The sequence below is a fragment of the Pseudomonas rhizozeae genome (assembly GCF_031583775.1).
GTDB lineage: Bacteria > Pseudomonadota > Gammaproteobacteria > Pseudomonadales > Pseudomonadaceae > Aquipseudomonas.
This window is the reverse complement of record NZ_JAVLSB010000043.1, coordinates 1-24,749: the sequence shown is the minus strand read 5'-3', so window position 1 is coordinate 24,749 and position 24,749 is coordinate 1. Positions and strand designations below refer to the sequence as shown.

The window sequence follows — 24,749 nt, the reverse complement described above, 5'->3', positions numbered from 1 at the left end:
TTGACCTCGCGTGCAGTCAGTTTTTGTGCATCGCCCGGCGTTGTGACCGGGTTTCCTGAAACTTATCCATCATCTTCAGGCCGGCGTATACCGTTTGCGCAGCCGCCGGGCCGAGGGGGCCGCCGTTCCATTGCAAGCCGTAGGCATCGAACAGACGGTAGCGATCGGTCTCGCCGCAGATCGCTTCGGCGATGACCCGGCCACCAATCGGCGCGGTGTTCATACCATGGCCGCCAAATGATGTACATGTCCAGAGGCCTTTGCCGAGCGGGCCAATGTGCGGCATTTTGTGCCGCGCGTAGCCCATCAGCCCGGACCAGGCCTTGTCGATCTTGATCCCGCGCAATTGCGGGTAGACGTCGAGAATGTCGTCGGTCAGCAACTGCCCCAAACGTTTTTCATCCTGCAGATTGTGGGTGGTGATTCTGCCGCCCCAGAGCAGGCGATCGCCATCGACGATACGGTAATAGTCCGAAGCGCGGCGGTTATCGCCCACGGCATCGGTGGTGGCCACTGCATCGGCCAGCCGCGCGCCGAGGTGTTCGGTGAGCACCGCGTAGGTGGCGATCGGCAGGAAGGCGCGGCGCAGTTTGCCGAATTCCGGGCCACCGTAACCGCCGCAGCAGTACACCACGTTGCCACAGTCGACCGAAGCCTGGTCGGTGAATACCCGATGGCGGCCGTCGCGGCTGTCGACCCGGACCATGGGCGAGTGCTCATGGATCCGGCCGCCGCCACGCTCGATCAACCCAGCCAGGCCGAGGCAATAATTCAACGGATGGAAGTGAAAGCCGTGGGTGTCACGCAGGCCCTGGAAGTAGCGCTCGGTCTTGAGCTTTGCACGCACGGCCTGGCGATCCAGATACTCGAGGTGAAAATCAAAATCGGCGGCCATTTTGTCGCGCAGGCGCTGGAGGTTGTCGCCATCCTCGTAGCGCACCACGCTCATTTTTCCGCTGGTAATGGCGCAGCCTGGCAGTTGTTGGTCGGCGATGGTGTCGCGAACAATGTCGACACCTTCGAGGGACAGTTTGAACAGCGCCGCTGCGGTCGGCTTGCCGCAACGCTGCTCGATGGCGGACACGCCTTCGGACCAGCCCTGCAGCACGAAGCCGCCATTACGGCCAGACGCGCCCCAGGCCACACGGCCTGCGTCCAGCAGCACCACTGACTTGCCGCGCGACACCAGTTCCCAGGCCGTGCTCAGCCCTGCCAGGCCCGCGCCGATGATGCACACATCAGCCTGCACATCGCCCGAGAGCGCCGGGCGCTCGGTCACCGGCTGCATGGTCGCGGTGTAGTAGTTGTTGTTGTAGGTGTACATGAAGTCCGTTGTCCTTTTTTGCGGCGCAGAGATGCAGCGCGCCGCGTCATAAACGGGCGCCTGCATGGCCTTGGGGGTTATTGCACTTTAGTGAGGTCGGCGCCGTACCACTTCTCGGACAGTTGCTTGAGCGTGCCATCGGCTTTCATGTCGGTGACGATCTTGGTCAACGCGCTGTTGAAGGCCTCGTCGCCTTTATCCACGGCGATGGCCAGGGGTTCGTAGTAGGCCGGTTTGCCCTCGACGCGGACGATCGGATAGCCATTTTTCACCGCCGCAACAATGGTCGGCAGAGCGGAGAGGGTGGCGTTGAGGCGCACGCCGTTGCCCATGCGCAGGTCATCCAGCGGGCCCATGCTGTCGCCGTAGGTTTTGACCTCGCCCGGCGTCACGTCATAGGTAAACGCGGGCACATCGGCGGCGTCGATTTTCAGGCGCCGATTGATGTAATCCTCCGACGTGGTGCCGGCTTCGACGCCAATGATCTTTCCGTCCAGGTCAGCGTTTTTCGCCCCGGCGGCATCTTTGTGCACGGCGAAGACATACGGCGTGTAGTAGTAGATCGCCGGGAAGTCGAGCACGCGCGAACGCTCGGTGGTCGGGGTCATGGAGCCGACCGACAAGTCCCAACGATTCGACCAGCGCCCGGCGGTGATGATGCCGTACTCGGGCGTCACGAACTCGATCTTGCTGCCCAGGCGCTTGCCGATTTCCGTGGCGACGTCGATGTCGAAACCCTGCAGTTTGTTGTCCGGGCCGAGGAACGATTGCGGTGGCCAGTTGGCCGACGTCGCGACTTTGATGGTCTTGGTGTCATGGATGCGGTCGAGGGTGGTACCCGCCCACGCGGTGCCGGTGGTGACCGTGACGGCCGAAGCAAGGGCGGCGGCGGTGAAGAAGCGAGTGATCGAGATCATGGGTAAGCTCCTGGTAGCGTGAGTGCAGTTTTTTGTTGTTGTGGGCGGCGACGGTGTCAGTGACTGAGGATCTGCGAGAGAAACTCCCGTGCGCGCGGGTGCTGCGGGTTGTCGAAAAACTCAGTGGGTTTGGCCTGCTCGATGATGCAGCCCTCGTCCATGAAAATGATGCGGTCGGCCACCCGCCGGGCGAAGCCCATCTCGTGGGTCACGCACACCATGGTGATGCCGTCGTGGGCCAGTTCACCCATCACGTCGAGCACTTCCTTGACCATCTCGGGATCGAGCGCCGAGGTCGGTTCGTCGAACAGCATGATCCGCGGGCGCATGCACAGGGCGCGAGCGATGGCCACGCGCTGCTGCTGGCCGCCGGAGAGCTGGCTGGGGAATTTATCGGCCTGGTCGCGGATGCGCACGCGGTCCAGGTATTCGTAGGCCAGCTCCCGGGCCTTGGCTTCGCTGAGCTTGCTCACCAGGCGCGGCCCGAGCATCAGGTTGTCGAGCACGGTCATGTGCGGGAACAGGTTGAACTGCTGGAACACCATGCCCACCTGGCGGCGGATGCTGGCCACGCACGCGGCGTCACGGGTCAATTCGGTGCCGTCGATGAACACGCTGCCTTTCTGGAAGTCTTCCAGCAGGTTCATGCAACGGATCAGAGTCGATTTGCCGGAACCCGAAGGGCCGCACACCACCACGATCTCGCCACTGGCGATGTGCAGGTCGATACCCTTGAGAACATGAAAATCGCCATACCACTTGTGCATGTCCTGGATCGAAATCGCAGGGTAGGGCGCAGGCGCGGCGGTAGCGGAAGGCTGATTCATCGTAAGGCTCCTGATTCAGCGATGGGCGCGGTTGAAGTGCTTTTCCAGTCGGGCCTGCACGGTTTCCAGCACGATCGACAGCAGCCAATAAAGCACGGCGGCGGTGATCAGCATTTCCAGGTGACGGAACTCGGCCCGGCCTTGGGTGCGCGCCAGGAACATCAACTCCCAGACGCCGATCACCGACACCAGCGAACTGTCCTTGAGCATCGAGATGAACTGGTTGCCCGTCGGCGGAATGATCAGGCGCATGGACTGCGGCAGGATCACCCGGGTCATGGTCTGGAACGGGTTCAAGCCAATCGCCCGCGAGGCTTCCCACTGGCCCCGCGAGATACTGCTGATGCCCGCGCGGAAAATCTCGGTCATGTAGGCGCCGTAGCACAGCGACAACGCCAGGATCCCCGCCGGCACCGCACCGACCACGTAGCCGAGTTGCGGGATGCCGAGGTAAATCAGGTAGATCTGGATCAGCAGCGGAACGCCGCGGAAGAACGAGGTGTAAAAACTGGCGATGGCAATCGCAAAGCCGTTCGACGATAACCGTGCGGTCGCCCCCAGCAGTGCCAGGACAAAAGCGATGGCAATCGAAATCGCTGACACATAGACCGTGGTGAACACCCCTTGGGTGATCATGAAGCCGACTTTGGTGAAGATGAAACTGTAGGAAAGGTTGAAGGTGTCGAAGAACAGCAGGAACAGCACCAGCAGTTCGCACCAGACCGTAATGATCTGCGCCCGCAGGGGGAAGCGGCCGAGGATGAACAGGTTCAGCACCAGCGTGATCGTGAAGGTGCCGCCGACCGCGATATCCCGCGCCAATGGCGCTTGCAGGTCAAGGACGATAGGCCCCATCAGGTTGGAGAGTCGACTCTGGCCCACGCCGCACACCAGCGTGATGGTAAAGATGACGACGGTGATGATGCCCATGAACAGGGCGCTGTCGGTCATGCGCGACTTGACGATGTGGTCTTTGTACATGGCTTACACGCCTCAGGGGTGATCCCTTTGTTGTTGTAAGTCCATTATGGGCGGGCGAAATGCCGGGCGCACCCGGCGAAAAGCGGGTATGGGGAGTATTTGCTGGCAAAGCGAAGGGTCTAATCCCTACATGTGCGGGATTTTCCATGCGTTGTGGCGGGAGGCGCCGTCACGCTCAGCGCCTTGTGCGCGTTTTTTCAAGCGGCAGGCCTACAGATCCAGCACCAGGTCCGAGGTCGGTTTGCTGCAGCACAGCAAGCGCAGGCCCTTGTCGATTTCCCGCTGGCGGATGCCGCCGTTGTGGTTCATCTCCACCGTGCCTTGCAGCACCGCGGTTTTGCAGGTGCCGCACACGCCCTGGCTGCACGAAGAGGGGACGATCGCCCCGGCTTTTTTCGCCGCCGACAACAGCGTCTGCTGGCTCGACATGCTGAAGGTTCTGCCCGAGCGCGACAGGGTGATGGTAAACAGCCCGGTTGGCTGTTCCGTGACGATGGGCGCTTCGCTCGGCGAGTCCTCGGCAAGCAGGCTGATGTCGAAACTCTCCTGGTGATAGTGTCGGAAATCGAAGTTGCCTTGGGTGAGCACATGCTTGACCGCGTCCATGTAGCCTTGCGGGCCACAGGTGAAGACTTCGCGCTCTCTGAAATCCGGGACACATTCGCTGAGCAACGCCAGGTCCAAGCGACCGATCGGTCCCGTCCACTGCGCATCGGCGCCACGCCCTTCGCAGACATTGATCACCCGCAAACCTGGCAGGCGGGCCTGCATTCGCGTCAGTTCATCGTGGAAAATAATATCGACCGGCGTGCGCGCGCTGTGCACGAACACGATGTCGAGGCCGGCGGCCATGTCGAAGTTGGCGCGGGTCATGGACATCAACGGCGTCACGCCCGAGCCTGCCGACAGGTACAGCACTTTGCCGGCCGGGCGGCCCACCGGGGTGAAGCTGCCGGCCGGACCCGACGCCAGCAACGTGTCGCCGACACGCAAATGGTCGTGCAGCCAGTTCGACACCGTGCCGCCGGGCACCCGTTTGACCGTGATTGACAGGGCAAAGGGTCGGGTTGGCGATGAGGACACCGTGTAGCAGCGGGCCACACTTTGGCCGGCGATCACCGGCGCGACGGTGATGAATTGCCCCGGCTCGAAACTCAGGGCGCTGAAGTCGGCGCAACGGAAGCTGAAGGTCTTCACGTCATGGGTTTCGTCGTGCACGGCGCAGCACTGCAAGGTCTTTTGTTCGCCGCTGTGCCACTGCGCGCCATAGGCGCTCCAGGTGTCGGCATCGGTGAATGCGTTCGGCGCCGATCGGCCAATGACGCGGGTGGGCGGTTGCTCAAGGACGGTCATGCTCATGCCTCACACGCCTTGGGCGGTAAGCCGCGCGGCATACCAGCGGGAAAATTGGTCGACGTAGGATTCGGTGAACGCCGAGAACGGCCCCGGGGTGTAACCCGGATCCTGGGTGCCACTGTGGGTGATCGCCACCAGGTTGGCGTCTTGCAGATTGGTGGCTTTCCAGACTTCAGTCAGGCGCTCGATGTCGTAATCCACGCCTTCGACGGCGTCGGCATTCACCAGCCACTTGGTGCGCACCAGGGTCTTGTCCGGCGCCAACGGAATGATGTACGAAATCACCGCGTGATCGCTCATCACATGGGTCCAGGAATTGTGCGTCCACAGGTGCACGTCGCCAAGGTCGCGGCGGGTCAGGTCGCCAAACAGGCGGGTGCAGGCCACGCGGGTGTCGAGGGTTTGCGATTCGCCATTGCCGGCAATCACCAGGCGCTGGGTGCGGAACTGGGTGACGGCGTCGACGTCCAGATGTTCCACCGCTTCGCAGATAAAGCCTTGCTCCTCCCAGCTGCGTTTGGCGGCGTTGTTGCGTTCTTCGTACTCGTCCAGGGCTTGCAGGGATTCTTCGCTGAGGCCCTCGGCGCAGAAGCCAAAATCTTCCGGCAAAAACGACGCGGTCAGTTCCGGGTGTGTTGCCGAGCAGTGATAACACTCGCGGTTGTTTTCGATCACCAGCTTCCAGTTACCGTCCTCGATGATCTCCGCTTCATAGGCAATCTTTGAATGAGTGATGTTGTACGGCGCCAGGCGCGGCGCCATGGTTTCCTCGAGGTAAGCGATGTCGGCGGGTGGCTGGTCACCGAGGCAGACGAAGACGTGGGTACCGACGATTTTGGTGTGCACGGCGATCAGGCTTTTGCAGGTGGGATCAAAGTCCTTGCCCATGTGTGCCGCATGCTTGAGGCTGCCGTCCAGGTCATACGTCCATTGATGGTAGGGGCAGACCAGCATGCCCACCGTCGATTTGCCGGCCTGCTTCAAGCGTGCGCCGCGATGCCGGCAGACGTTGCGGAACGCCTGCACTTGCTCGTCGTCATCGCGCACCAGAATGATCGAGGACTTGCCGATGTCGATGGTCGACACGTCGCCCGGCTCCGGGATGTCGCCGGTCACGCCGACCAGAATCCAGTGGCGGGTGAAGAAGATATCGATGTCGTTATCGAACACATCCTGGCGCCCGAACAGCGCCCCCGGCATGCCATGGCCCGGTGTGCGGGTGGTGACGAGTTCTTGTTGGGACTGAACGGCGGTGCGGTTCATGGTGGCCTCACGGGGGCGGTCGCAATCATCTGCGAGTGACGGTGAGGCCAGTATTGGAAAGGGTCGGGAAGAGCGTCAATGCGCTTTAATTTCACCCCGGCATAGCTAAAAGTTATGCGATCAGTGCGCGCCCACTGACTCATCCTGCAGCCAGCTCACCAGGTGCTGCACCAGCGGCGTGACCTCGCGGCCGGTCGGCACGATCAGGTAATAGGCATCCTTGGGCAGCACCGCGTATGGCGAGACTCGCACCAATTCGCCGCTCTGCAGCAACGGACCAATCAAGCGGCTCCAGCCCAGGGCGATGCCGTGCCCCTTGATCGCCGCCTGTACCGTGTCGTTGTAACTGCTGCAACGCAGGCTGTAGTTCATCTTTGGCCGGCTCTCGCCGAGTTCGTTGAACCAACTGTGCCAAGTCATCCAGCCTTCGAGGGTCGAGTCAGAATCGATCAGGTCGATGTGCAGGAAGTCATCAACCGCCATCGGCGCGGCGTGGGTGCTCAGCCAGGCAGGCGAACAGACCGGGAACACCTCTTCGTCGAACAGGAAAATCGCCGTGCCGTCGTCCCATTTGCCGTGGCCGTAGCGGATCGCGATATCGATGTCCTGGCGACTCACCTCAGGGTTGACGATCTGCGTCACCAGGCGCAGATGCAGCGCCGGTTGTGACAACCGCAACGTCGCCAGCCGCGGCAGGATGCGCAGGTGGGAAAACGCCGCGGTGCAGGCCAGCACCAGTTCCTGCTCTGGAATGCCTTCGCGGATCTTGTCGAACACACCGGCCATGCGTTGCATGGATTCGGCCACTACCGAATACAGCACGTAGCCGTCACTGGTCAGCTTGATCGCCCGGTGCAAACGGTGAAACAGGCGCGTGCCCAAGGTGTTCTCAAGGTACTTGACCTGCTTGCTGACCGCTGCCTGACTCACGCCCAATTCCTGGGCCGCCAAGGTGAAACTGCTCAACCGCGCCACGGCTTCGAACTCCATGAGCGCGGTCATGGACGGAATCAGCCGGCGGTAACCCTTGACCTTTTTGCTGGTTTCTTCACGACTCATCACGGGCGATCCTGAACGAGAAACGGGCGCCTCCATCAACGGCCCGGCAGGTTGCCAGCGTACCCTATGGTGGCGGGGGTGGGGATGGCTGGCCGGGCCTGGAGGCGTAATTGTCGGATGGATGTCGTAAACGGTGCGTGGCATGTCGCAACGGCCCGGTCTGGAAGAACCGTTGGATATGGCACCATCGGCGGGCTAGGCTGGACACCCCACGAGCAGCCACGCCACCTCAGAGGAACCCCATGTCGTACCGATCCGGATCAGACGCTTTCCTGCAAGGGGCGCGCATGCTCATTCCGTTGACCCCTGGGGTGATCCCGTTCGGGCTGGTCACGGGTGTGATGGCGGTGGAGCTGGGCCTCTCGCCGGGCATGAGCATGGGCATGACTTTGCTGTTCTACTCGGGCTCGGCGCAAATGGTGGCGCTGCAGTTGCTGCACACCGGGGCCTTGCCGGTGGCGATCGTGGCCACGGCGCTGATCATCAACTTGCGCTTCGTCATGTACAGCGCTTCCCTGGCGCCACACTTGTCGCACCTGCCACGGCGCTGGACCTGGCCGGTGTCGTACATGCTCTCGGATCAAGCCTATGCGCTGTGTCACCTGAGGTTTTCCTCCGGCGAACTCGGCCGCTTCGGCCCGCACTTTTACGCCGGCGCGGCTGTGGCGATGTGGCTGACGTGGCAGCTCTCGGTGCTGGCCGGGGTGTATCTGGGGGCGAGCATCCCGGACACCTGGTCGCTGAGTTTTGCCGTACCGCTGTCGTTCCTCGCACTGCTGGTGCCGAACGTGCGCGGTTCAGCGACCTTGAGTGCGGCAGTGGTGGGCGGGACGATCGCGGTGTTGGCGATCAATCTGCCTTACAACCTGGGGCTGGTCACAGCGTCTATGTGCGGGGTGGTCGCCGGATTGTGGGCGGAGCGCCTGGGCCACAAGTCCCCCGAGCCGGCCGCGGGGGACGGGCGATGAGTGATTGGGCGTTGTGGGGGCTGTTTCTCGCGGTCGGCATCGGCACTTTCGTCATGCGCCTGTCCTTTGTCGAACTGCATGGACGCTGGCGCATGCCCCCGCTGCTCAGCCGCGCCCTGGCCTACGTGCCCGCCAGCGTGTTGGCAGCGCTGGTGCTGCCGGCGGTGGTGTACCCGAACGGGCAGGGGGCTTTCGTGCTGGCCAATCCACAAATCCCCGCGGCCTTGCTCGCAGCGTGGGTCGCCTGGAAAACCCGCAGCACCGTACTGACCCTTGCCGTAGGGATGGCAGCATTGTGGGTGGGCAAGTATCTATTGGGTTGAAGCCCGTCACCTGCGGGCGGCTGGTTCGCCAGCGACGGCGTCAGGTCAGCCAATGTTGATGTTGCAGGTGCTGACCTCATCGCTGGCAAGTCGAATTGTTGCGCCGCAGCCGCCACAGGTTTTTTGCGGTGCAAAGCACTCCCAGGTTCACAGCAGATATCTGTGGCAGCGAGCCTCGGCGAGAGCCTGATGCCAGTCACCAAACCTACCGCAATCAATCACTGCCCCTTACACCCTGCCGAGCTGCTACGCACCGCCAATTCAAACGGCAACACCACATGCCGTTCAGCAATCGGTTGTTTCTCGATCAATGCGATCAGCATGTTCACGGCCGTTTCACCGAAACGTTCGGCGGGTTGGGCGATGGTGGTGAGGGGTGGGTCGCAGTAGGCGGCGAAGGGGATGTCGTCGAAGCCCACCAGTGAGATGTCGTCGGGCACGCGCAGGCCTTGTTCTTTGAGGCGCTTGAGGGCGCCGATGGCCATTTCGTCGTTTTCGCAGAACAGCGCGGTGGGACGTTCGGCGAGGGCGAGCATCGCGGCGGCACCTTCGTAGCCGGCGGTCAGGGTGAAGTCGCCGTGGCACACCAGGGCCGGGTCACTGGGGAGGTTGGCGCGGTGGAGGGCGTCTTGGTAGCCGGCCACGCGGTCGCGGGTCAGCGGGCTGCTTTTCGGGCCTTTGATCAGGCCGATGCGGCGGTGGCCGAGGGCGATCAGGTGTTCGGTCATGGCCTGGGCGGCGGCGCGGTTGTCGAGGCTGATAGTGGGGTGGCGGCCGCCCTGGATCACTTCGCAGGCGTTGACGATCGGCGGCGGCGACTCGGCATTGGGGAAGGGCGCTTCGAACGGGTCATAGGCGCGCAGTTGAATCACCCCGTCGGCCTGGTGCGCGTACACCAGCGCGGCGAATTCCCGTTCGATGTCTTCGCGGCCCTGGGTGTCGCACAGCAGCAGCCGATAGCCGGCGGCTTGCGCGGCCTGTTGTGCGCCGCTGATGACCCGGGCGAAGAAGGTGTTGGCGATCGCCGGGACCAGAATCACCAGGTTGCCGGTCTTGCGCGAGCGAAATTGCACCGCCATCTGGTTCGGCCGGTAACCGGCCTGTTCCACGGCGGCGTTGACCTTGTCGCGGGTTTCGGCCAGCACCCGCTCGGGGGATTTCAAGGTGCGTGACACGGTGGCCACCGAGACCCCGGCCAAGCGAGCGACTTCACGGATATTCGACACTTCCACCTCATTGGTTAGCGCGGCCGGCGAGCTTACCGCAGGTTGGCCGTGGGCTGAAATCCTGCGTTTTTTTCGCCCGGCGCGTTTGACAGTTTGGCCGCACGGGCCTAAATTTTGCGCCAATGTAACCGGTTACATCCTAGTAAAACCCGAGAGTAACGCGAATGACCACGGCAAAAATAAGAATGGGTTTCGTCGGTGGCGGCGAGGGTGCCTTTATCGGCAAGGCCCACCGTCAGGCCGCCGGGCTCGATGGCCGTTTTGAACTGGTGTGTGGCGCTTTCAGTCGCGACCCCGAGAACAACCGGGCCACCGGTGCCGCCCTGAGTTTGCCGGCGTCGCGCTGCTATGGCGACTGGCAACAGATGCTGCGCGCAGAGCAAGCCTTGCCCGCCGAGCAGCGCATGGAACTGCTGGTGATCGTCACCCCCAACCACCTGCATGCACCGATTGCCCAGCAAGCCTTGGGCGCCGGTTTTGATGTGTTCAGCGAAAAACCGGCGGCATTGAACCTGCCCGAGTTGCAGGCGCTGGAACAGGTGCTGGCAGGCAGCGGCCGCCGCTACGGCCTGGCCCACACCTACCTCGGCTACCCGATGGTCTGGCAAGCACGGGAGATGGTGCGCAGCGGCGTAATTGGCACCTTGCGCAAAGTCATCGTCGAATACCCGCAAGGCTGGCTCAGCCGGGACGTGGCCGGGCAGGGCAACAAGCAGGCGAGCTGGCGCGACCAGCCGGAGCAGTCCGGGCTCGGCGGCTGTATCGGTGACATCGGCACCCACGCGTTTTCCCTGGCGGAGTTCATCGCCGATCAACCGATCGAGCAACTCTGCGCCATGCTCGGCACCCACGTCGCCGGCCGGCAACTGGATGATGATGCGGCCATGCTGTTCAAAATGGCCGACGGCGCCAGCGGCGTGCTGATCGCCAGCCAGGTCTGCGCCGGCGAAGAGAACCCGCTGAAGATCCGCCTCTACGGCGACAAGGGTGGCCTCGAGTGGCAGCAGGAACAGCCCAACAGCCTGGTCCATCGTTCCCTCGACCAACCGCTGCGCATCCTCCGTTCCGGGGTAGGCCAGCCGTGGTTGTGCGAGGCCGCGCTGCAACGCATGCGCCTGCCCGCCGGGCATCCGGAAGGCTATCTGGAAGCCATGGCCAACTTGTATGGCGATTTCGCCACGGCGATTCGTAGCAACCTGCCCGGCCCTGATGCCCCCGGGGTGCCTGGGATTGAAGTCGGGTTGCGCGGCATGGCGTTTATCGAAACGGTGATCGCCAGCCATCGCGGTGACGCCAAGTGGACTGCCCTGGTCAGCCCCTTATGAACCTGGAGACTCCTGCCGTGAACGCTACTGTGCAATCCTCCACCGGCCTGCGCGGGCCAGGTATTTTCCTCGCGCAGTTCATGTCCGCCGAGGCGCCGTTCGACAACCTCGCCAACATCGCCCAGTGGGCAGCGTCCCAGGGCTACAAGGCGATCCAGTTGCCGACCCTCGGCACTCAGTTCATTGACCTCGAGCGCGCCGCTGCCAGCCAAAGCTACTGCGACGAGTTAAAGGCCACCTGCGCTGCTGCAGGCGTTGAGATCAGCGAGTTATCGACGCACCTGCAAGGGCAATTGGTGGCGGTGCATCCGGCCTTCGACGCGCTGTTCGACGACTTCGCCCCGGTGCATCTGCGCGGCCAACCGCAGGCGCGCACCGAGTGGGCGATCGAGCAATTGAAGCTTGCCGCCCGCGCCAGCCAGCGCCTGGGCCTGACTGCTCACGCGACGTTTTCCGGGGCGCTGTTGTGGCCCTACGTGTACCCGTGGCCACAGCGTCCGAGTGGTTTGGTCGAGCAGGGTTTCGCCGAGTTGGCCAAGCGCTGGTTACCGATCCTCGACTGCTTCGAAGCGGCCGGTGTTGACCTCTGCTACGAAATCCACCCCGGCGAAGACCTGCACGACGGGGCCTCGTTCGAGCGTTTCCTTGAGGCAGTCGATCATCACCCGCGCGCGGCGATTCTGTATGACCCGAGCCACTTGCTGCTGCAGCAGATGGACTACCTGGGCTTCATCGATCGCTATCACCAGCGGATTCGCATGTTCCACGTCAAGGACGCCGAGTTCCGCCCCGACGCGCGCTCCGGCGTGTACGGCGGCTATCAGGGCTGGGTGGAGCGGCCGGGGCGCTTTCGTTCGCTGGGCGATGGCCAGATCGATTTCAAATCAATCTTCAGCAAGCTCACGCAATACGACTTCAACGGCTGGGCGGTGCTGGAGTGGGAATGCTGCCTCAAGGACTCGGCCCAGGGCGCGGCCGAAGGCGCGGCGTTTATCGAGGGGCACATGATCCAGAAAACCCGCAAGGCCTTCGATGACTTCGCCGGCGTCACGGCCGACGCCGCCTCTAATCGACGTTTGCTGGGTTTGCCCGACGCCTGAACTTCGCTGCTTGCTCTCCAACAATAAAAACAACACGGTGACTGTTATGACCCCGATGACCGCGCGCTTGAGCGCCATGATGTTCTTGCAGTTCTTTATCTGGGGTGGCTGGTTCGTCACCCTCGGCACCTTCCTGTCCAGCAACCTCGGCGCCAGTGGTGGGCAGATCGGCATGGCATTTTCCACCCAGTCCTGGGGCGCGATCATTGCGCCGTTCGTGATTGGTCTGATCGCCGACCGCTACTTCAATGCCGAGCGCATCCTCGCGGTGCTGCACCTGGTGGGCGCGGTGCTGTTGTACCAGCTCTACCAGGCGCAGGATTTCACTGCGTTTTATCCGTTCGTGCTGGCGTACATGATCGTCTACATGCCGACCCTGGCGCTGGTGAACTCGGTGGCGTTCCGCCAAATGCGCGACCCGGCACTGGAGTTTTCACGGATTCGCGTATGGGGCACCCTCGGCTGGATCGTCGCCGGGCTGGTGATCAGTTTTGTGTTCGCCTGGGACTCGCAGCAGGCGATCAGTTCCGGCGGTTTGCGCAACACATTCCTGATGTCGGCCATTGCCTCGCTGCTGCTGGGGCTCTACAGCTTCAGCCTGCCGCGCACCGCGCCGCTGAAACCTGAAGCCGGCAGTGGCGGCCTCAAGCAGATGCTCGGTCTCGACGCCTTGGGCTTGCTCAAGGATCGCAGCTACCTGGTGTTTTTTATCGCGTCGATCCTGATCTGCATCCCGTTGGCGTTTTACTACCAGAACGCCAATCCGTTCCTGGCGGAAATTGGCGTCAGCAACCCGACTGCGAAAATGGCCATCGGCCAAGTCTCGGAAGTACTGTTCATGTTGCTCCTGCCGCTGTTTATCCAGCGCTTCGGGATCAAGCTTGCGCTGCTGGTGGGGATGTTTGCCTGGGCGCTACGTTATGCATTGTTCGCCTACGGCAATAACGGTGAGCTGGCGTTCATGCTGTTTACCGGGATCGCGCTGCACGGTATCTGCTACGACTTCTTCTTTGTCTCCGGGCAGATCTACACCGACGCCAAGGCCTCGGAACGCTTCCGCAGCTCCGCGCAAGGGCTGATTACCCTGGCGACTTATGGCTTGGGCATGCTGATCGGCTTCTGGGTGGCGGGGCAGGTGACCGATCACTACGCGACAGCTAATAGCCACGACTGGAAAAGCATTTGGCTGTTCCCGGCGGGCTTCGCGTTGGCGATCTTTTTCTGCTTCTCGGTGGCGTTCAAAGGGCGTGAAAGAGTGGCGGTGCAACCCCAGGCTTGAACCTCACCTGCGGCCTTGCGATCGCAGGCGAGATTCCCATTGTGGCGAGGGAGCTTGCTTTCGCTGGGCCGCGAAGCGGCCCCTTAAATAGCACGCCTATCGCTTTAATAGATTAATAAATCCATTTAATGGTTGCTTGTTTGGCTCGCAAGAGCTAATTTCGCTGCACATTAATAGATTAATTAATCCACTAAAGCGAGTTCACAGCATGTCTACCCATTCCAAACGCTTCGAAAACAAAACCGCCCTGGTCACTGGCGGCTCCCGTGGTATCGGCGCCGCCATCGTGCGGCGCCTGGCTCAGGAAGGCGCCGCCGTGGCCTTCACTTATGCCGCGTCGGATGAGAAAGCCAAAGCGCTGGTGGCCAGCATTGAGGCCGACGGTGGCCGCGCCGTGGCAATCAAGGCTGACAGCAAAAACGCGGCGGACATCCAGCGCGCGGTCAGCAGTACCGTTGAGCAACTGGGTTCGCTGAACATCCTGGTAAACAGCGCCGGCATCCTCGGCCTGGGCTCAGTGGATGACTTCAGCATCGAGGCTTTTGACGAGATGTACGCAGTCAACGTCCGTGCCGCGTTCATCGCAGCCAAGGCTGCTTCTCCAGTCATGGAGCGCGGCGGCCGGATCATCACTATCGGCAGCGTCGCCGGGTCGCAGTCGCGATTCCCGGGCTCCAGCGCCTACTCCATGACGAAGGCTGCGATGGTCGGTATGATCCGTGGCCTCGCGCTGGACTTTGCGTCACGCGGGATCACGGTCAACAACATTCAGCCAGGCCCGACCGCCACCGACATGAACCCGGCCGATGCGCCGTACTTGGATTCGATCATCGGCCTGATGCCGGTCGGTCGCCTGGGTACGGCGGACGAGATCGCCTCGATGGCGGCTTACCTGGCCAGCGACGAGGCCAGTTTCGTCACCGGCGCCAGCCACACCGTCGATGGCGGTTACCTGGCCTGATCCAACCCACCCGCATCCCTGAGGCAGCCATGGCAAGACCGAGACAATTCGACCGAGACCAGGCGTTGCTGCAAGCGATCCGGGTGTTCTGCGACAAGGGGTTTGCGGCGGCGTCTACCGAAGAGCTGATGATCGCCATGAACCTCAGCCGGCAGAGCATGTACAACGCGTTCGGCGACAAACGCCAGTTGTATATGCAGGCGATGGAACAGTATCAGGCCAACAGCATCAGTGATTTGATCTGGCGCTTGAGCAAGGACGCCACGCCGCTGGCGTCGTTGCGCAACACCTTGTTGTCGTTCGCCACGCGGGAGCAGCGCGAAGGGACGGCCGGGTGCATGGGCGTCAATGCGGTGTGCGAATTTGGTCTGAGCGACGAGCAGCTCAATCAACTCTACGCCAGCGCCGGCAAGACCTTGCGCGCGGCGTTCGAGCGAACCTTGCGCGAGGCGCTGGAGCAGGGGCAGATCGCGTCGCAGACCGACCTGAGTGCCGCTTGCGATTTCCTGCTGTCGACCCTCAATGGCCTGAAAGTCAGCGCCAAGGCCGGGGCCACGGTCGAGCAATTGAATGCCATCGCCGAGTTCGCGATCCAGGCTCTGCACCCGATCAACCGCTAAGGTTCAGCGTGACGGCGCGGGCTGTACGTCGTCGATGCGGCGCTCGTAGGCTACCCGATTCCGCCCCAGGCGCTTGGCCTGGTACAGCTGCTGATCGGCGCGCTTGATCAGCGCCGTGCTGTTGCTGTCGGACAGTTCGGCGAGGCCGATGCCAATGCTCACGGTCACCTGCCCGACCAGAGGGAAGTTGGCCTCAGCCACCCCGGCGCGGATTTTTTCGGCAACGATTTCCGGGCTCGACACACCTTCGACATTCGGCAACAGCACGGCAAATTCTTCGCCGCCGTAACGGGCGACGAAGTCGGTGGCGCGGGTGTTCTGCTGAATCAGTCGGGCCAGTTGAAACAACACTTCATCGCCAATCGCATGGCCGTGGGTGTCGTTGATCCGCTTGAAGTGGTCGGCATCAATGAACAGCAAGGCGAACGGATTGCCCGTGCGCTGGAACAGCAGGCTGCTCTCCAGCAGTTTTTCATCGAAACGCCGGCGGTTGTGCACGCCGGTCAAGGCGTCGTGGGTGGCCAGTTTCAGCAGTTCGGCATTGGCGTCGATCAGCGCGGCAGTGCGTTGCGCCACGGTGGCTTCCAGGGACGCGTTGGCGTCTTGCAACTCACGTTCCTTGCCCAGCAGCGACTGGGTCATGCCTTGGATCGACTGGCCGAGCTGGGCGATTTCCCGCACCGAATGCTCCAGCGGAAACGTCGCGCCGGGTTGTTGGTCCTGCACCTGTTTGGCGGCACGGGCCAGTTGCTCGATCGGCCGGCTCAGGTATTGCGCCAGGTAGTAAGCCACCAGGCCGAAGACCACGGCGGCGATCACCCCTAACAGCAGCAATTTATAGAACAGGATGCGCGCCGGTTGCAGGGCGATGTCCAGCGGCTGGCGTACCGCTACTGACCAGGACAGCCCGGCGCTCGACGGCGTAGGTACGGCCACCACGCTGGTCAGGAAGCCATCGGCGGCCGACCAGCCGGGCGCGCTGTTCGAGGTTTTCTGCGTCGCTTGAATCGGCAAGTGCTGCCCGGACAACGCTTCTGGGTAAAGCACGTTGCCGTTGTGGTCGACGATCAGCGCCTGCACCTGCGGCGTGGTGTCCTGGCGCAGCACCGCGGAATCGACGATCTGCGTCACCCAGCTCCAGTGCGCGTGGGCACCCAGCACGCCGATCACTTGGCCTTCGGCGTTGTGGACCGGCGCGGCGAAGTCGATGAATCGCAACGGCTCGCCGTCGGTCCCGCCCGGCAACAGCTTGGCCAGGAGCACGGCTTCATGAGGATCGCCGGTGTATTCACCGCGCATCCCCGATTGAAACCACGGCCGGGCCTTCACCGATTGATTGACCAGCAAGCCATTCACCGCCTGGCGCACGGTGCCGTCGGCATCCGCCAGCCCCATCCAGGCGTATTCGGCGCGGGACTGGGTGCGCAAGGACATGAGCCGCAATACGTCCGGGTCCTCGAAATTGCCGCGCTGCAGCAGCGGCGCACGGCTGAGCAGGGAAATTTCCAGTTGCCGCTCGCGCAGTTCGGCGCCCAGCAGCGACGCCGTGGACTTGGCGGTACTCAACAGCGCACTGCCGCTGGCCTGTTTGATTTGCTCGGTGGCGATATGACCGACGTAGAAGCCCACGCTCATCAGCGTCAGCAGCGACAGGCCGGCAAACCATAACGTCAAGTGACTGCGAAGACTGGCTTTGATCATGGGCAACATCTGAATCGAGGGTCGCCGCATGGTATGCCGATTGCCCCGCTGACTGCCAGCGCGAACATCTCGGCGAAGCGGATCCAAAGCGGGGTGTCTGGACTAACGCTTTCGCCAGCAAGCTCGCTCCCACGAGTGACCAATCATCGGCCGCCATCAATCCATGGAGTAATGCGCATTGAGGTTAGCGCTGTAGTCATAACCAATGTCCGCATACTGATTCGGTTTCAAGCGATCCGAGCCATCCGCCGCCAATTGCCGTTCCTTCAAGCGCTCCGCACCTCCTTCGGCCACGCGGAATTTTGCCGAGTTGGCGAAATTGCGTGCCGCCAGGGATTGTTGCTGGCGACTGTCCAACGGTTCGCTGCTGTCTTTTTCGCACGTCGCATACGCGGGCGGCGTTTTAGTGATCACACCGCCAATCGCCAACACCGCCAGGACCAATACCCACTGCGAAGTTTTCATTTGATTCATTTTGAATACTCACCCTTGAATGAACGCAACATCCAGTCAGGCCGCATCCGCCAGGCTGGCCGACAAAGCGCTGAATGCGGTTACCGCCGACTCGGGAAAAAAGAACTGCACTTTGAACGCCGAGTTGCAGGGCCAGAAAATCGCCGGCATCCGGTGTTTCGGAATCGGCGGGCCATATTCAACAATCAGTTGCAGGGCATCGAATGAAGGCAGTGTGCTGTGCGCCAGCCAATGGCCGTTGGCTTCCAGTTTGACGATCGAGGCTTGCAGTAAAACCGGCATTGCAGTTGAAGCCGTCATGACAAGTACTCCGGACGATAAAGTGAGAACGCTGAAATGCTGCTGACTGATCCCTCGAGTGCCGCTGTAAGGCTCGGCATTCGACAGCAGCAGTACATGTCGCCAAGTTACCGTTGGTGCGAAGTAGCGTCATGTCTACTCAAGTACAGCGCCGTCATGTGTGCGGTTGAGTGTTTAATACTGAGGTATGAAACTCGGCAGTCATTGACCGTCAACAACACCGACACGCATTAATTTGCCGCGTTATTCAGTACCTGCTGAACCCGTTCCATCAGTTCGTTACTATCAAAGGGTTTTTTGAAATAACCCGCCGCCCCCAGTTCCCGCGCGCGCTGCTCCGGCGTTTCGCCCACGCATGCGGTGATGAAAATCACCGGGTAGCCGACCTTGCGCACGCGCAATTGCTCACACAGTTGCAAGCCGCTCATGCCCGGCATGCGGATGTCGGAGATCAGGCACGAGGTGGTTTCACAGGAGGTCGAGGCCAGGAAGTCTTCGGCGCAGGCATAGGTGCGGGACACGAAGCCCATCGACCGCACCAGGCTGTCGAGCGAGATTCGGACGTGACCGTCGTCGTCGACGATTGAAATGATCGGAGGGTTTTGCACGGGGTTCTGCCTTGGAAGAGGGGCTGTTGAATACAGCCCCGACCTTTCAAGATTCGCACTGCTCACGGCGGGTTACATCATACGCAAGTATGCCGATGCCGCGACGTTATGCCGCGACTGTCTGGTGCAACATCAAAGGCAGGGCAATGCAGAACACCGCGCCGTCGCCCTGGCTACTGGTGGCCCAGATGCGGCCTTCGTGGAACTCGACAATCGAGCGGCAGATCGACAAACCCATGCCCAGGCCGTCAGCCTTGGTGGTGAAGAACGGGGTGAACAGCGACGCCAGCGCGTCCTCGGCGATGCCCTCGCCGCAGTCGCGAATTTCCAGCATGGCTTCGCCGCCGTGCACCCAGGTGCGGACCTTGAGCAGGCGCTCACGCGGGTCGACTTCGGTCATGGCCTGACAGGCATTGATGATCAGATTGAGGATGACTTGTTGCAGCTGCACCCGGTCGGCGCTGATGTAGGCCGGGACTGCATCCAGCTCCATGCGCAACTTGACGTGGCTGCGGCTGAGTTCGTACTGCACCAGACCGATCGTGTCGCTGACGATGTCGTTGAAGCTTTCAGTCCGGCGTTCCGGATCGCAGTTGCGTGACAGCGTGCGGATGCGTTGGATCACCGTGCTGGCCCGGGCCGAGCTGGCGATCATGCGGTCCAGGGACATACGCACTTCGCCCAGGTCCGGTTCGCTGCGGTCGAGCCAGCGTCGGCAGGCTTCGCCGCTGGAGCGGATCGCCGCCAGTGGTTGGTTGACCTCGTGAGCAATCGACGCGGCCAATTCGCCGAGGGACGTCACCCGGGTCACGTGCGCCAGTTGCGATTGCGACTGGAACAACGCTGCTTCCGCCTCTTTGCTCGCCGTCACGTCCATCACCGCACCGACGTATTCGAAGCCGTCGTGTTGCAGCGGCAGCGGGTTGGCGATCAGGTGAATGTGCTTGATCCGGCCGTCGGGCATGCGCAAACGGTGTTCGACTTCCAGGCGCGGCTGGTGCCGTGATGCCTGCTCGAACACCGCCTCGGCCAGGTGCCGGTCGTCCGGGTGGCAGCGGGCGAGGATCTTCAGCATGGTCGGTGTTTCGTGGGGCGGGTACTCGAATATGCGTGCGGCTTCCTCGGACCATACCATTGTCGAGTGATCGACCCTGAACCCAACGCTGCCGACCTGGCTCAAGCGTTGCGCGCCGACCATGTAGGCCTCGTTGCGCCGCAGGGTGTCGGCCAGGCGTTTACTGCGCAAGGCGAGGAAGGTGATGGCCGACAGCGAGACGATGCAGCGCACGTAGGCGCCGATGGCTTCGGTGCTTTGGTAATCGCGCTCGACGATGAAGATCACCGTCAGAACGGTCAGGCACGACAGCGCCACCGCCACCACCATGCGAATCGAAAACACGTTGGCCGACATCAGCACCAACGTGATGTAGAGCACCGTGGTGGCGACGCTCAAGTGGGTGAAGAACTTGATGATGACCACGAACGCGGCAACCAGCAGCGCGGCCAGAAAGGCCATGGTGTCGGTCTCGAGGTAGTCTTTGCGCAGTAAGGGTTTTTTCAGCGGCAGGGTGGTCATGGAAGGTTCCGGTCTAGCCATTCGGGAAATGACCTGCCGTGGACCGGACCGGCCCCACGCCAGGTGGCTGGGGCACACATGTGAAGCGAACGGTAGGCGCGTTGCCTGATCTGGGCAATCACCCGTTCGGGTCATCGGATCATACTTTGGTTTAACCGTGGCTTGCGTTTCCCGAAGCCAGACTCAGCCCGGCGGGATAGTTGCCAGCACGCCGATGCCGATGGTGAGCACGAGAAATCCAAACAGGAACAGCGTCATCTTGGCCATGGGAACCTCCGGATCGAGTGGGGTGGCGCAGGCGTATTGTCGAGCTTCAGCTGTTTTCAATACAGAGGCAGTTAGCAATTAAAAACACGGATCAGATGCGCAACGGGCGCCGTGTAGGCGCCCGTTTGCGTGGGGGGAAAACCGGATCAGTGCATCTTGCTGTGATCCATAGGCATCCCGTTCAGCGCTTTGACCGGGGCCTGAACTTCAATGACTTCTTTCTCACCCCGGGCGTTTTCCACGGTCAGGGTCAGCGGCACACTGGCGCCGTCCTTCACCTGATCGTTCAGCTCCAGCAACATGACGTGGTAACCATGCGGGTCGAGGCTCACTGTTTTGCCGGCCGGCAGCGCGATCGATTCGACCTGGCGCATACTCATCACGTCGTTTTTCATGCTCGATTCGTGGATTTGCACGTCCTTGGCAATCGGCGATTGCACGCTCAGCAGCTTGCTGTCTTCGCTGGCTTGCAGGGTCATGAAGGCCCCAGTGGACTGCTGGCCGGCCACCGTGGCGCGGACCCAGGCATCGTTGACCTGGGTTTGCGCCGAAGCGTGGAAAGCCAGGCCGGCGAGGCTCAGGGCCAGGATCAGTTGCTTGCAGCGCTGGAGCGAAGTCATCAGCAGACCTCCATAACGGTGAGCAGGTCTTCTGCGCACTCTTGAGCGGTAAGGGACGCGGACAGCCCCAGGCGCAGATTGCCCCGGGAGTCGAAGACGTAACTGGTCGCGGTGTGCGAGATGGTGTAAGTCGAGCCGCTTGGGACTTTTTCGTAGAACACCCCGAATTCCTTGGCGGTGGCAGCGGTTTCTTCCAGCGTGCCGTGCAGCGCTTCGAACGTCGGATCGAAGGATTTGACGTAGGCGTCGAGCATCTCGGGGGTGTCGCGTTCGGGGTCGAGGGTGATGAAGATCACCTGCATTTTTTCGCCATCACGGCCCATCAGTTTTTTCGCCTGGGCGGCGCGGGCGAGGGTGGTAGGGCACACCGCCGGGCATTGGGTGAAACCGAAGAACACCATCGGCATCAGGCCGCTGTAACTGCTCAGCGTGCGGGTTTCGCCCTGCGCGTCCTTGAGCTTGAAAGTCCGTCCCATGATCTTGTCGCTGAGGTCCTTGCCGTATTTGAACGACAATTTGCTGCTGTCATCGCAACCGGCCAACAGGCCCAGGCTCAACACACTCAGGCCGCACAGGACCGTGCGGCGGGTATACAGCGTACTCATGGAAACACATCCTCGGCAGCGCAAGCGGATCGACGGAGGCGGGTCGACCCGACGAAAAAAAGCGTCTGGATGTTATCAAATTGTCGTGGTGTTCAAGGCGGGCAGCGACAAATTGCCGCAATGGGGCAGGGCAATTATCTGCAAGCTTTGTGAGGCTCAAAGGTCTCAGGCCATCCCCAATCCCTGTGGGAGCGGGCTTGCCCGCGATGGCGTCAGGTCAGTCAATGCAGCGTTGACTGACCCACCGCATTCGCGAGCAGGCTCGCTCCCCCATTTGGTGTGTGCAGGCCTGCAAATGCTGGGTGTCAGAAATCCACAGTCGCCGACAGTTTCAACGTCCGCGGTTCGCCCTGGGTCAGGTAGTTGTTGTTCGTGGAGGCCGAGGACCAATAGGCCTTGTTCGCGACGTTCTCGACGTTGGCGCGCAAGGTGATGTATTTGTCGTCTGCCTTGAAACCGTAGCGGGCGCCGAGGTCGACCCGGGTCCAGGCGGGAATGCTCAGGGTGTTGGCCGCGTTGACGTACTCGCCACCGGTGCGCAGCATGCGGCCGCTGAGTGCCGCGCCCTGAAGGCCCGGGATGTCCCAATCGGCGCCAAGGTTGTACTGGAAGCGCGGCACGCCGGCGGCGCGATTGCCATTGTTGATACCGTTCGAGGTCTTTTTCAGTTCGGTGTCCATCCAGGTCGCACCGGCCAGCAGGCGCAAGCCATCGATGGGTTCACCGAAGATGTTCAGTTCGGCGCCTTTATTCACCTGTTCGCCATCCACACTGAAGGTGCCGAGTACCGTGCCGGGAGTGACCGACGTCGAGCTGCTGGGCTGTTCGATGCGGTACACGCCGAGGGTCGCGCCGAAGCTGTCCCAGTCCAGCTTGACCCCGGCCTCGGTCTGCTTGCTGCGGTTGGGGGCAAATACTTCGTTAGGGTTGGTCACCCCAGTGGACGGCGAAGTCGGACCCTGCTGCAGGCCTTCGATGCGGTTGGCGTAGAACGACACATGATCCCACGGCTTGATCACCAGGCCATAAACCGGCGTGGTGATCGACTCTTCATAGTTGGCGTTGCGCGCGCCGCTGGTGGTGTTCCAGCCGTCGACTTCGATGGTTTGGCGGCGCACGCCGAGGGTCAGCAATACGCGGTCGTCGAGAAAGCCGAGGGTGTCGGACACGGCCGCGCTTTTGAGGCGGTTTTTGCCGACGATGCGCGGGTCGTGAATGTCGCTGCCGAAGTAGGTGCGGGTCGGGCGCGGCGTCTGCGTCGGGTTGTACAGGTTGCCGGGCACTCGGTTAGCCACCAGGATCGCCTCGAACGACGAGCGCTGTTCGCCCCAGATGCCCGACAGGCCGAAGTTCATCTGGTGAGTCACCGGGCCAGTGTTGAAGTGCCCGTTCAGCCCGGCGATTGCGCTTTTGTTGTCTTCGTCGTGGGGCGAGTAGAGGAAACCCACGCGACCGCTGCCATCGTTGCCGACATACAGCGACGAATACTGGCCGTTCTCGCGGGTGTGCTTGGCGCCACCACCGGCGTAGGCGGTCCAGTTGTCGTTGAGGTCGTACTCGCCGTTGACCATGCCGTAGGTGTCTTCAAGTTGCGAAAAGGTCCAGTCCTGGGCGTAGTTGTCCTTGGCCGACGGCGCATGCGGGACTTTTGTGCCGGTGGGGTAGACCACCGAACGACCGTTGTTGATCCGTTGCTTCTGATAGCCCAGATCGGTGGACAAGCGCAGGCGTTCGCCACGGTAGTCGAGGCCGACGGCGATCAATTGCGAGCGCTCGGTTTCGTCATCCACCGCTGTATCTCCGCCGTGTTGGGCAAGGTTGACCCGCGCGCCGAAGCGGTTGTCCTCGCCGAACCGCTGGCCAAGGTCGATGTGGCCGCCGACCTGATTGTCGCTGGCGTAATCCAGGGTGACGCTACGAGTCGGGGTGTCCTGCGCGCGTTTCGGCACAAGGTTGACGCTGCCACCAATTCCACTGCCGGCCGGGGACACGCCGTTGATAAAGGCGTTCGGGCCCTTGAACAACTCGACCCGCTCCAGCGCTTCGGTGGTGATGATCTGGCGCGGCAACACGCCGTACAGACCGTTGAACGAGATGTCGTCGGTGGTCAGCGGCAAACCGCGGATGGTGAACACCTGGGAAAAGTTGCCGAAACCGGCGGACTGGCGCACCGAGGCGTCGTTGAGCAACACATCACCGACAGTGCGCGCCTGTTGGTCTTCGATGGTCTTGGCGGTGTAGCTGACGACGCTGAACGGCACGTCATTGATCGAGCGATTGCCCAGCACCCCAAGCCGCGCGACACGGGCAACCTGGCCGCCGTCGTAGGTGTCGACCGCGGTGTTCTGGCCGCTGATGGTGGTGGCGCCCAGCTCCAGCGCATCACCGTTGGTGGCTTGCGGCGTCACGGTGTAGCTGTTGTTGCCGGTGCTCAACAAGCTGAACCCGCTACCCTGCAACAGACGCGCGAAACCCGATTGCACGGTGTAGCTGCCTTGGATCCCGTCGCTGCTGCGATCGCCCAGCAGTTGCGGATCGAACGACAGCAACACGCCGGACGTCGCCGCGAACTTGGCCAATACACTGCTCAAAGAGCCGGGCGCAATCGAGTAACTGCGCGCGGTTTCATTTTCGACCGCCTCAGCGGCCTGCACGGCGTGCACAGGCACCACCGCCGCCAAGGCGATCGCCAGGCTCAAGGCATTCACGGGGAGGCGGGTCGGGGTGAGTTTGGACAGGTACTGCAGCGAGCTGAACGTCATTCGAATTTCCTGCCGGAGCCAAGGAAGAGTGGGATTTCCCTACACACCGGACGACGGCGGAAAAGGTATCACTAAAGTCGAGATTTTTTTTCGGTGGCGGGTGGGGTGGTTGTCTCAAGTAGGAGCGAGCCGGCTCCGGGCGGCGTTCCGACGAAGGCGTCGAGCCTGCTGACGAATAAATTGCGGATGTCCCCAAACCCTGTGGGAGCTGCGGTGCGACGATTCGACTTGCCAGCGATGGCTTTTTATCAGGCACTTAAGATTTGGCAGGTGTACATATCCATTCCTTGGGTGATGGCCTCCATCG

Annotated in this window: 24 protein-coding genes; 7 read left to right on the top strand and 17 right to left on the bottom strand. The window is 61.9% G+C overall.

Going from position 1 to position 24,749, the window contains the following annotated elements; genetic code table 11:
* Positions 1 to 16: 16 nt before the first annotated feature.
* The 7 genes from RG836_RS13425 to RG836_RS13395 all read right to left on the bottom strand — a co-directional run bounded on the left by RG836_RS13425 (position 17) and on the right by RG836_RS13395 (position 7,727).
* The gene (locus RG836_RS13425; RefSeq protein ID WP_310846058.1) at positions 17 to 1,324 is read right to left on the bottom strand and encodes an NAD(P)/FAD-dependent oxidoreductase; all 1,308 of its coding nucleotides are present in this window, start codon (positions 1,322 to 1,324) and stop codon (positions 17 to 19) included.
* Positions 1,325 to 1,401: 77 nt separating this feature from the next.
* A complete protein-coding gene (locus RG836_RS13420; RefSeq protein ID WP_310846056.1) occupies positions 1,402 to 2,241 on the bottom strand; it encodes a transporter substrate-binding domain-containing protein in 840 nt (279 codons plus the stop codon).
* A 56-nt stretch (positions 2,242 to 2,297) separates the two neighbouring features.
* On the bottom strand, positions 2,298 to 3,068 hold the full coding sequence (locus RG836_RS13415; protein WP_310846054.1) for an amino acid ABC transporter ATP-binding protein: 771 nt from the start codon (positions 3,066 to 3,068) through the stop codon (positions 2,298 to 2,300).
* Positions 3,069 to 3,083: 15 nt separating this feature from the next.
* The gene (locus RG836_RS13410) at positions 3,084 to 4,049 is read right to left on the bottom strand and encodes an amino acid ABC transporter permease (protein ID WP_310846052.1); all 966 of its coding nucleotides are present in this window, start codon (positions 4,047 to 4,049) and stop codon (positions 3,084 to 3,086) included.
* Between the two features lie 210 nt (positions 4,050 to 4,259).
* Positions 4,260 to 5,408 carry an FAD-binding oxidoreductase gene (locus RG836_RS13405; RefSeq protein WP_409078085.1) on the bottom strand — a complete coding sequence of 383 codons (1,149 nt, stop codon included), beginning with the start codon at positions 5,406 to 5,408 and terminating at the stop codon, positions 4,260 to 4,262.
* 3 nt (positions 5,409 to 5,411) lie between these two features.
* A complete protein-coding gene (locus RG836_RS13400) occupies positions 5,412 to 6,668 on the bottom strand; it encodes an aromatic ring-hydroxylating oxygenase subunit alpha (RefSeq protein ID WP_310846048.1) in 1,257 nt (418 codons plus the stop codon).
* A 120-nt stretch (positions 6,669 to 6,788) separates the two neighbouring features.
* Positions 6,789 to 7,727, bottom strand: coding sequence for a LysR substrate-binding domain-containing protein (locus tag RG836_RS13395; RefSeq protein ID WP_310846045.1), 939 nt, complete (start codon positions 7,725 to 7,727; stop codon positions 6,789 to 6,791).
* Between the two features lie 242 nt (positions 7,728 to 7,969).
* Here RG836_RS13395 and RG836_RS13390 point away from each other — a divergent pair, with 242 nt between their 5' ends.
* Positions 7,970 to 8,695, top strand: a complete 726-nt coding sequence (locus tag RG836_RS13390) for an AzlC family ABC transporter permease (RefSeq protein ID WP_310846043.1) — start codon at positions 7,970 to 7,972, stop codon at positions 8,693 to 8,695.
* A complete protein-coding gene (locus RG836_RS13385) occupies positions 8,692 to 9,018 on the top strand; it encodes an AzlD domain-containing protein (RefSeq protein WP_310846042.1) in 327 nt (108 codons plus the stop codon). Before RG836_RS13390 ends, RG836_RS13385 begins: the two co-directional genes overlap by 4 nt.
* A 218-nt stretch (positions 9,019 to 9,236) precedes the next feature.
* Here the strand turns inward: RG836_RS13385 and RG836_RS13380 are convergent, their stop codons facing one another.
* Entirely contained in the window at positions 9,237 to 10,244 is a 1,008-nt protein-coding gene (locus tag RG836_RS13380; protein WP_310846041.1) for a LacI family DNA-binding transcriptional regulator, read from the bottom strand.
* Between the two features lie 185 nt (positions 10,245 to 10,429).
* On the opposite strand from RG836_RS13380, the gene RG836_RS13375 reads away from it, so the two are divergent.
* From RG836_RS13375 to RG836_RS13355, 5 genes are all read left to right on the top strand, one after another.
* A complete protein-coding gene (locus tag RG836_RS13375) occupies positions 10,430 to 11,569 on the top strand; it encodes a Gfo/Idh/MocA family protein (RefSeq protein WP_310846537.1) in 1,140 nt (379 codons plus the stop codon).
* Complete coding sequence (locus RG836_RS13370) at positions 11,566 to 12,669, top strand: sugar phosphate isomerase/epimerase family protein (protein ID WP_409078084.1); 1,104 nt, start codon at positions 11,566 to 11,568, stop codon at positions 12,667 to 12,669. The genes RG836_RS13375 and RG836_RS13370 overlap by 4 nt, the downstream gene beginning before the upstream one ends.
* 46 nt (positions 12,670 to 12,715) lie before the next feature.
* Complete coding sequence (locus tag RG836_RS13365) at positions 12,716 to 13,948, top strand: nucleoside permease (RefSeq protein ID WP_310846040.1); 1,233 nt, start codon at positions 12,716 to 12,718, stop codon at positions 13,946 to 13,948.
* A gap of 208 nt (positions 13,949 to 14,156) precedes the next feature.
* On the top strand, positions 14,157 to 14,909 hold the full coding sequence (locus RG836_RS13360) for a 3-oxoacyl-ACP reductase family protein (RefSeq protein WP_310846039.1): 753 nt from the start codon (positions 14,157 to 14,159) through the stop codon (positions 14,907 to 14,909).
* Between the two features lie 29 nt (positions 14,910 to 14,938).
* Positions 14,939 to 15,529, top strand: coding sequence for a TetR/AcrR family transcriptional regulator (locus RG836_RS13355; RefSeq protein WP_310846038.1), 591 nt, complete (start codon positions 14,939 to 14,941; stop codon positions 15,527 to 15,529).
* A gap of 3 nt (positions 15,530 to 15,532) precedes the next feature.
* Here RG836_RS13355 and RG836_RS13350 read toward each other — a convergent pair whose 3' ends face one another.
* The 9 genes from RG836_RS13350 to RG836_RS13310 form a co-directional block, all read right to left on the bottom strand.
* Complete coding sequence (locus RG836_RS13350) at positions 15,533 to 17,230, bottom strand: sensor domain-containing diguanylate cyclase (RefSeq protein ID WP_310846037.1); 1,698 nt, start codon at positions 17,228 to 17,230, stop codon at positions 15,533 to 15,535.
* Positions 17,231 to 17,386: 156 nt separating this feature from the next.
* Positions 17,387 to 17,695, bottom strand: coding sequence for a hypothetical protein (locus RG836_RS13345; RefSeq protein ID WP_310846036.1), 309 nt, complete (start codon positions 17,693 to 17,695; stop codon positions 17,387 to 17,389).
* 45 nt (positions 17,696 to 17,740) lie between these two features.
* Complete coding sequence (locus tag RG836_RS13340; protein ID WP_310846034.1) at positions 17,741 to 18,004, bottom strand: hypothetical protein; 264 nt, start codon at positions 18,002 to 18,004, stop codon at positions 17,741 to 17,743.
* 230 nt (positions 18,005 to 18,234) lie between these two features.
* The gene (locus RG836_RS13335) at positions 18,235 to 18,612 is read right to left on the bottom strand and encodes a response regulator transcription factor (protein WP_310846033.1); all 378 of its coding nucleotides are present in this window, start codon (positions 18,610 to 18,612) and stop codon (positions 18,235 to 18,237) included.
* Positions 18,613 to 18,718: 106 nt separating this feature from the next.
* Positions 18,719 to 20,188, bottom strand: coding sequence for a sensor histidine kinase (locus tag RG836_RS13330; protein ID WP_310846032.1), 1,470 nt, complete (start codon positions 20,186 to 20,188; stop codon positions 18,719 to 18,721).
* Positions 20,189 to 20,371: 183 nt separating this feature from the next.
* A complete protein-coding gene (locus RG836_RS13325; RefSeq protein WP_310846031.1) occupies positions 20,372 to 20,515 on the bottom strand; it encodes a hypothetical protein in 144 nt (47 codons plus the stop codon).
* An 86-nt stretch (positions 20,516 to 20,601) separates the two neighbouring features.
* On the bottom strand, positions 20,602 to 21,075 hold the full coding sequence (locus tag RG836_RS13320) for a copper chaperone PCu(A)C (RefSeq protein WP_310846029.1): 474 nt from the start codon (positions 21,073 to 21,075) through the stop codon (positions 20,602 to 20,604).
* Positions 21,075 to 21,680 (bottom strand): SCO family protein, encoded by a 606-nt coding sequence (locus RG836_RS13315; protein ID WP_310846028.1) that lies wholly within the window; start codon positions 21,678 to 21,680, stop codon positions 21,075 to 21,077. The genes RG836_RS13320 and RG836_RS13315 overlap by 1 nt, the downstream gene beginning before the upstream one ends.
* A gap of 305 nt (positions 21,681 to 21,985) precedes the next feature.
* Positions 21,986 to 24,442 carry a TonB-dependent receptor gene (locus tag RG836_RS13310; protein ID WP_310846027.1) on the bottom strand — a complete coding sequence of 819 codons (2,457 nt, stop codon included), beginning with the start codon at positions 24,440 to 24,442 and terminating at the stop codon, positions 21,986 to 21,988.
* Between the last annotated feature and the right edge of the window lie 307 nt (positions 24,443 to 24,749).

Bases quoted from the DNA above. Each gene is read 5' to 3' on its own strand.
- RG836_RS13425 (WP_310846058.1), bottom strand. From the start codon at position 1,324: ATGTACACCTACAACAACAACTACTACACCGCGACCATGCAGCCGGTG.
- RG836_RS13420 (WP_310846056.1), bottom strand. From the start codon at position 2,241: ATGATCTCGATCACTCGCTTCTTCACCGCCGCCGCCCTTGCTTCGGCC.
- RG836_RS13415 (WP_310846054.1), bottom strand. From the start codon at position 3,068: ATGAATCAGCCTTCCGCTACCGCCGCGCCTGCGCCCTACCCTGCGATT.
- RG836_RS13410 (WP_310846052.1), bottom strand. From the start codon at position 4,049: ATGTACAAAGACCACATCGTCAAGTCGCGCATGACCGACAGCGCCCTG.
- RG836_RS13405 (WP_409078085.1), bottom strand. From the start codon at position 5,408: ATGAGCATGACCGTCCTTGAGCAACCGCCCACCCGCGTCATTGGCCGA.
- RG836_RS13400 (WP_310846048.1), bottom strand. From the start codon at position 6,668: ATGAACCGCACCGCCGTTCAGTCCCAACAAGAACTCGTCACCACCCGC.
- RG836_RS13395 (WP_310846045.1), bottom strand. From the start codon at position 7,727: ATGAGTCGTGAAGAAACCAGCAAAAAGGTCAAGGGTTACCGCCGGCTG.
- RG836_RS13390 (WP_310846043.1), top strand. From the start codon at position 7,970: ATGTCGTACCGATCCGGATCAGACGCTTTCCTGCAAGGGGCGCGCATG.
- RG836_RS13385 (WP_310846042.1), top strand. From the start codon at position 8,692: ATGAGTGATTGGGCGTTGTGGGGGCTGTTTCTCGCGGTCGGCATCGGC.
- RG836_RS13375 (WP_310846537.1), top strand. From the start codon at position 10,430: ATGGGTTTCGTCGGTGGCGGCGAGGGTGCCTTTATCGGCAAGGCCCAC.
- RG836_RS13370 (WP_409078084.1), top strand. From the start codon at position 11,566: ATGAACCTGGAGACTCCTGCCGTGAACGCTACTGTGCAATCCTCCACC.
- RG836_RS13365 (WP_310846040.1), top strand. From the start codon at position 12,716: ATGACCCCGATGACCGCGCGCTTGAGCGCCATGATGTTCTTGCAGTTC.
- RG836_RS13360 (WP_310846039.1), top strand. From the start codon at position 14,157: ATGTCTACCCATTCCAAACGCTTCGAAAACAAAACCGCCCTGGTCACT.
- RG836_RS13355 (WP_310846038.1), top strand. From the start codon at position 14,939: ATGGCAAGACCGAGACAATTCGACCGAGACCAGGCGTTGCTGCAAGCG.
- RG836_RS13350 (WP_310846037.1), bottom strand. From the start codon at position 17,230: ATGATCAAAGCCAGTCTTCGCAGTCACTTGACGTTATGGTTTGCCGGC.
- RG836_RS13345 (WP_310846036.1), bottom strand. From the start codon at position 17,695: ATGAAAACTTCGCAGTGGGTATTGGTCCTGGCGGTGTTGGCGATTGGC.
- RG836_RS13340 (WP_310846034.1), bottom strand. From the start codon at position 18,004: ATGACGGCTTCAACTGCAATGCCGGTTTTACTGCAAGCCTCGATCGTC.
- RG836_RS13330 (WP_310846032.1), bottom strand. From the start codon at position 20,188: ATGACCACCCTGCCGCTGAAAAAACCCTTACTGCGCAAAGACTACCTC.
- RG836_RS13320 (WP_310846029.1), bottom strand. From the start codon at position 21,075: ATGACTTCGCTCCAGCGCTGCAAGCAACTGATCCTGGCCCTGAGCCTC.
- RG836_RS13315 (WP_310846028.1), bottom strand. From the start codon at position 21,680: ATGAGTACGCTGTATACCCGCCGCACGGTCCTGTGCGGCCTGAGTGTG.
- RG836_RS13310 (WP_310846027.1), bottom strand. From the start codon at position 24,442: ATGACGTTCAGCTCGCTGCAGTACCTGTCCAAACTCACCCCGACCCGC.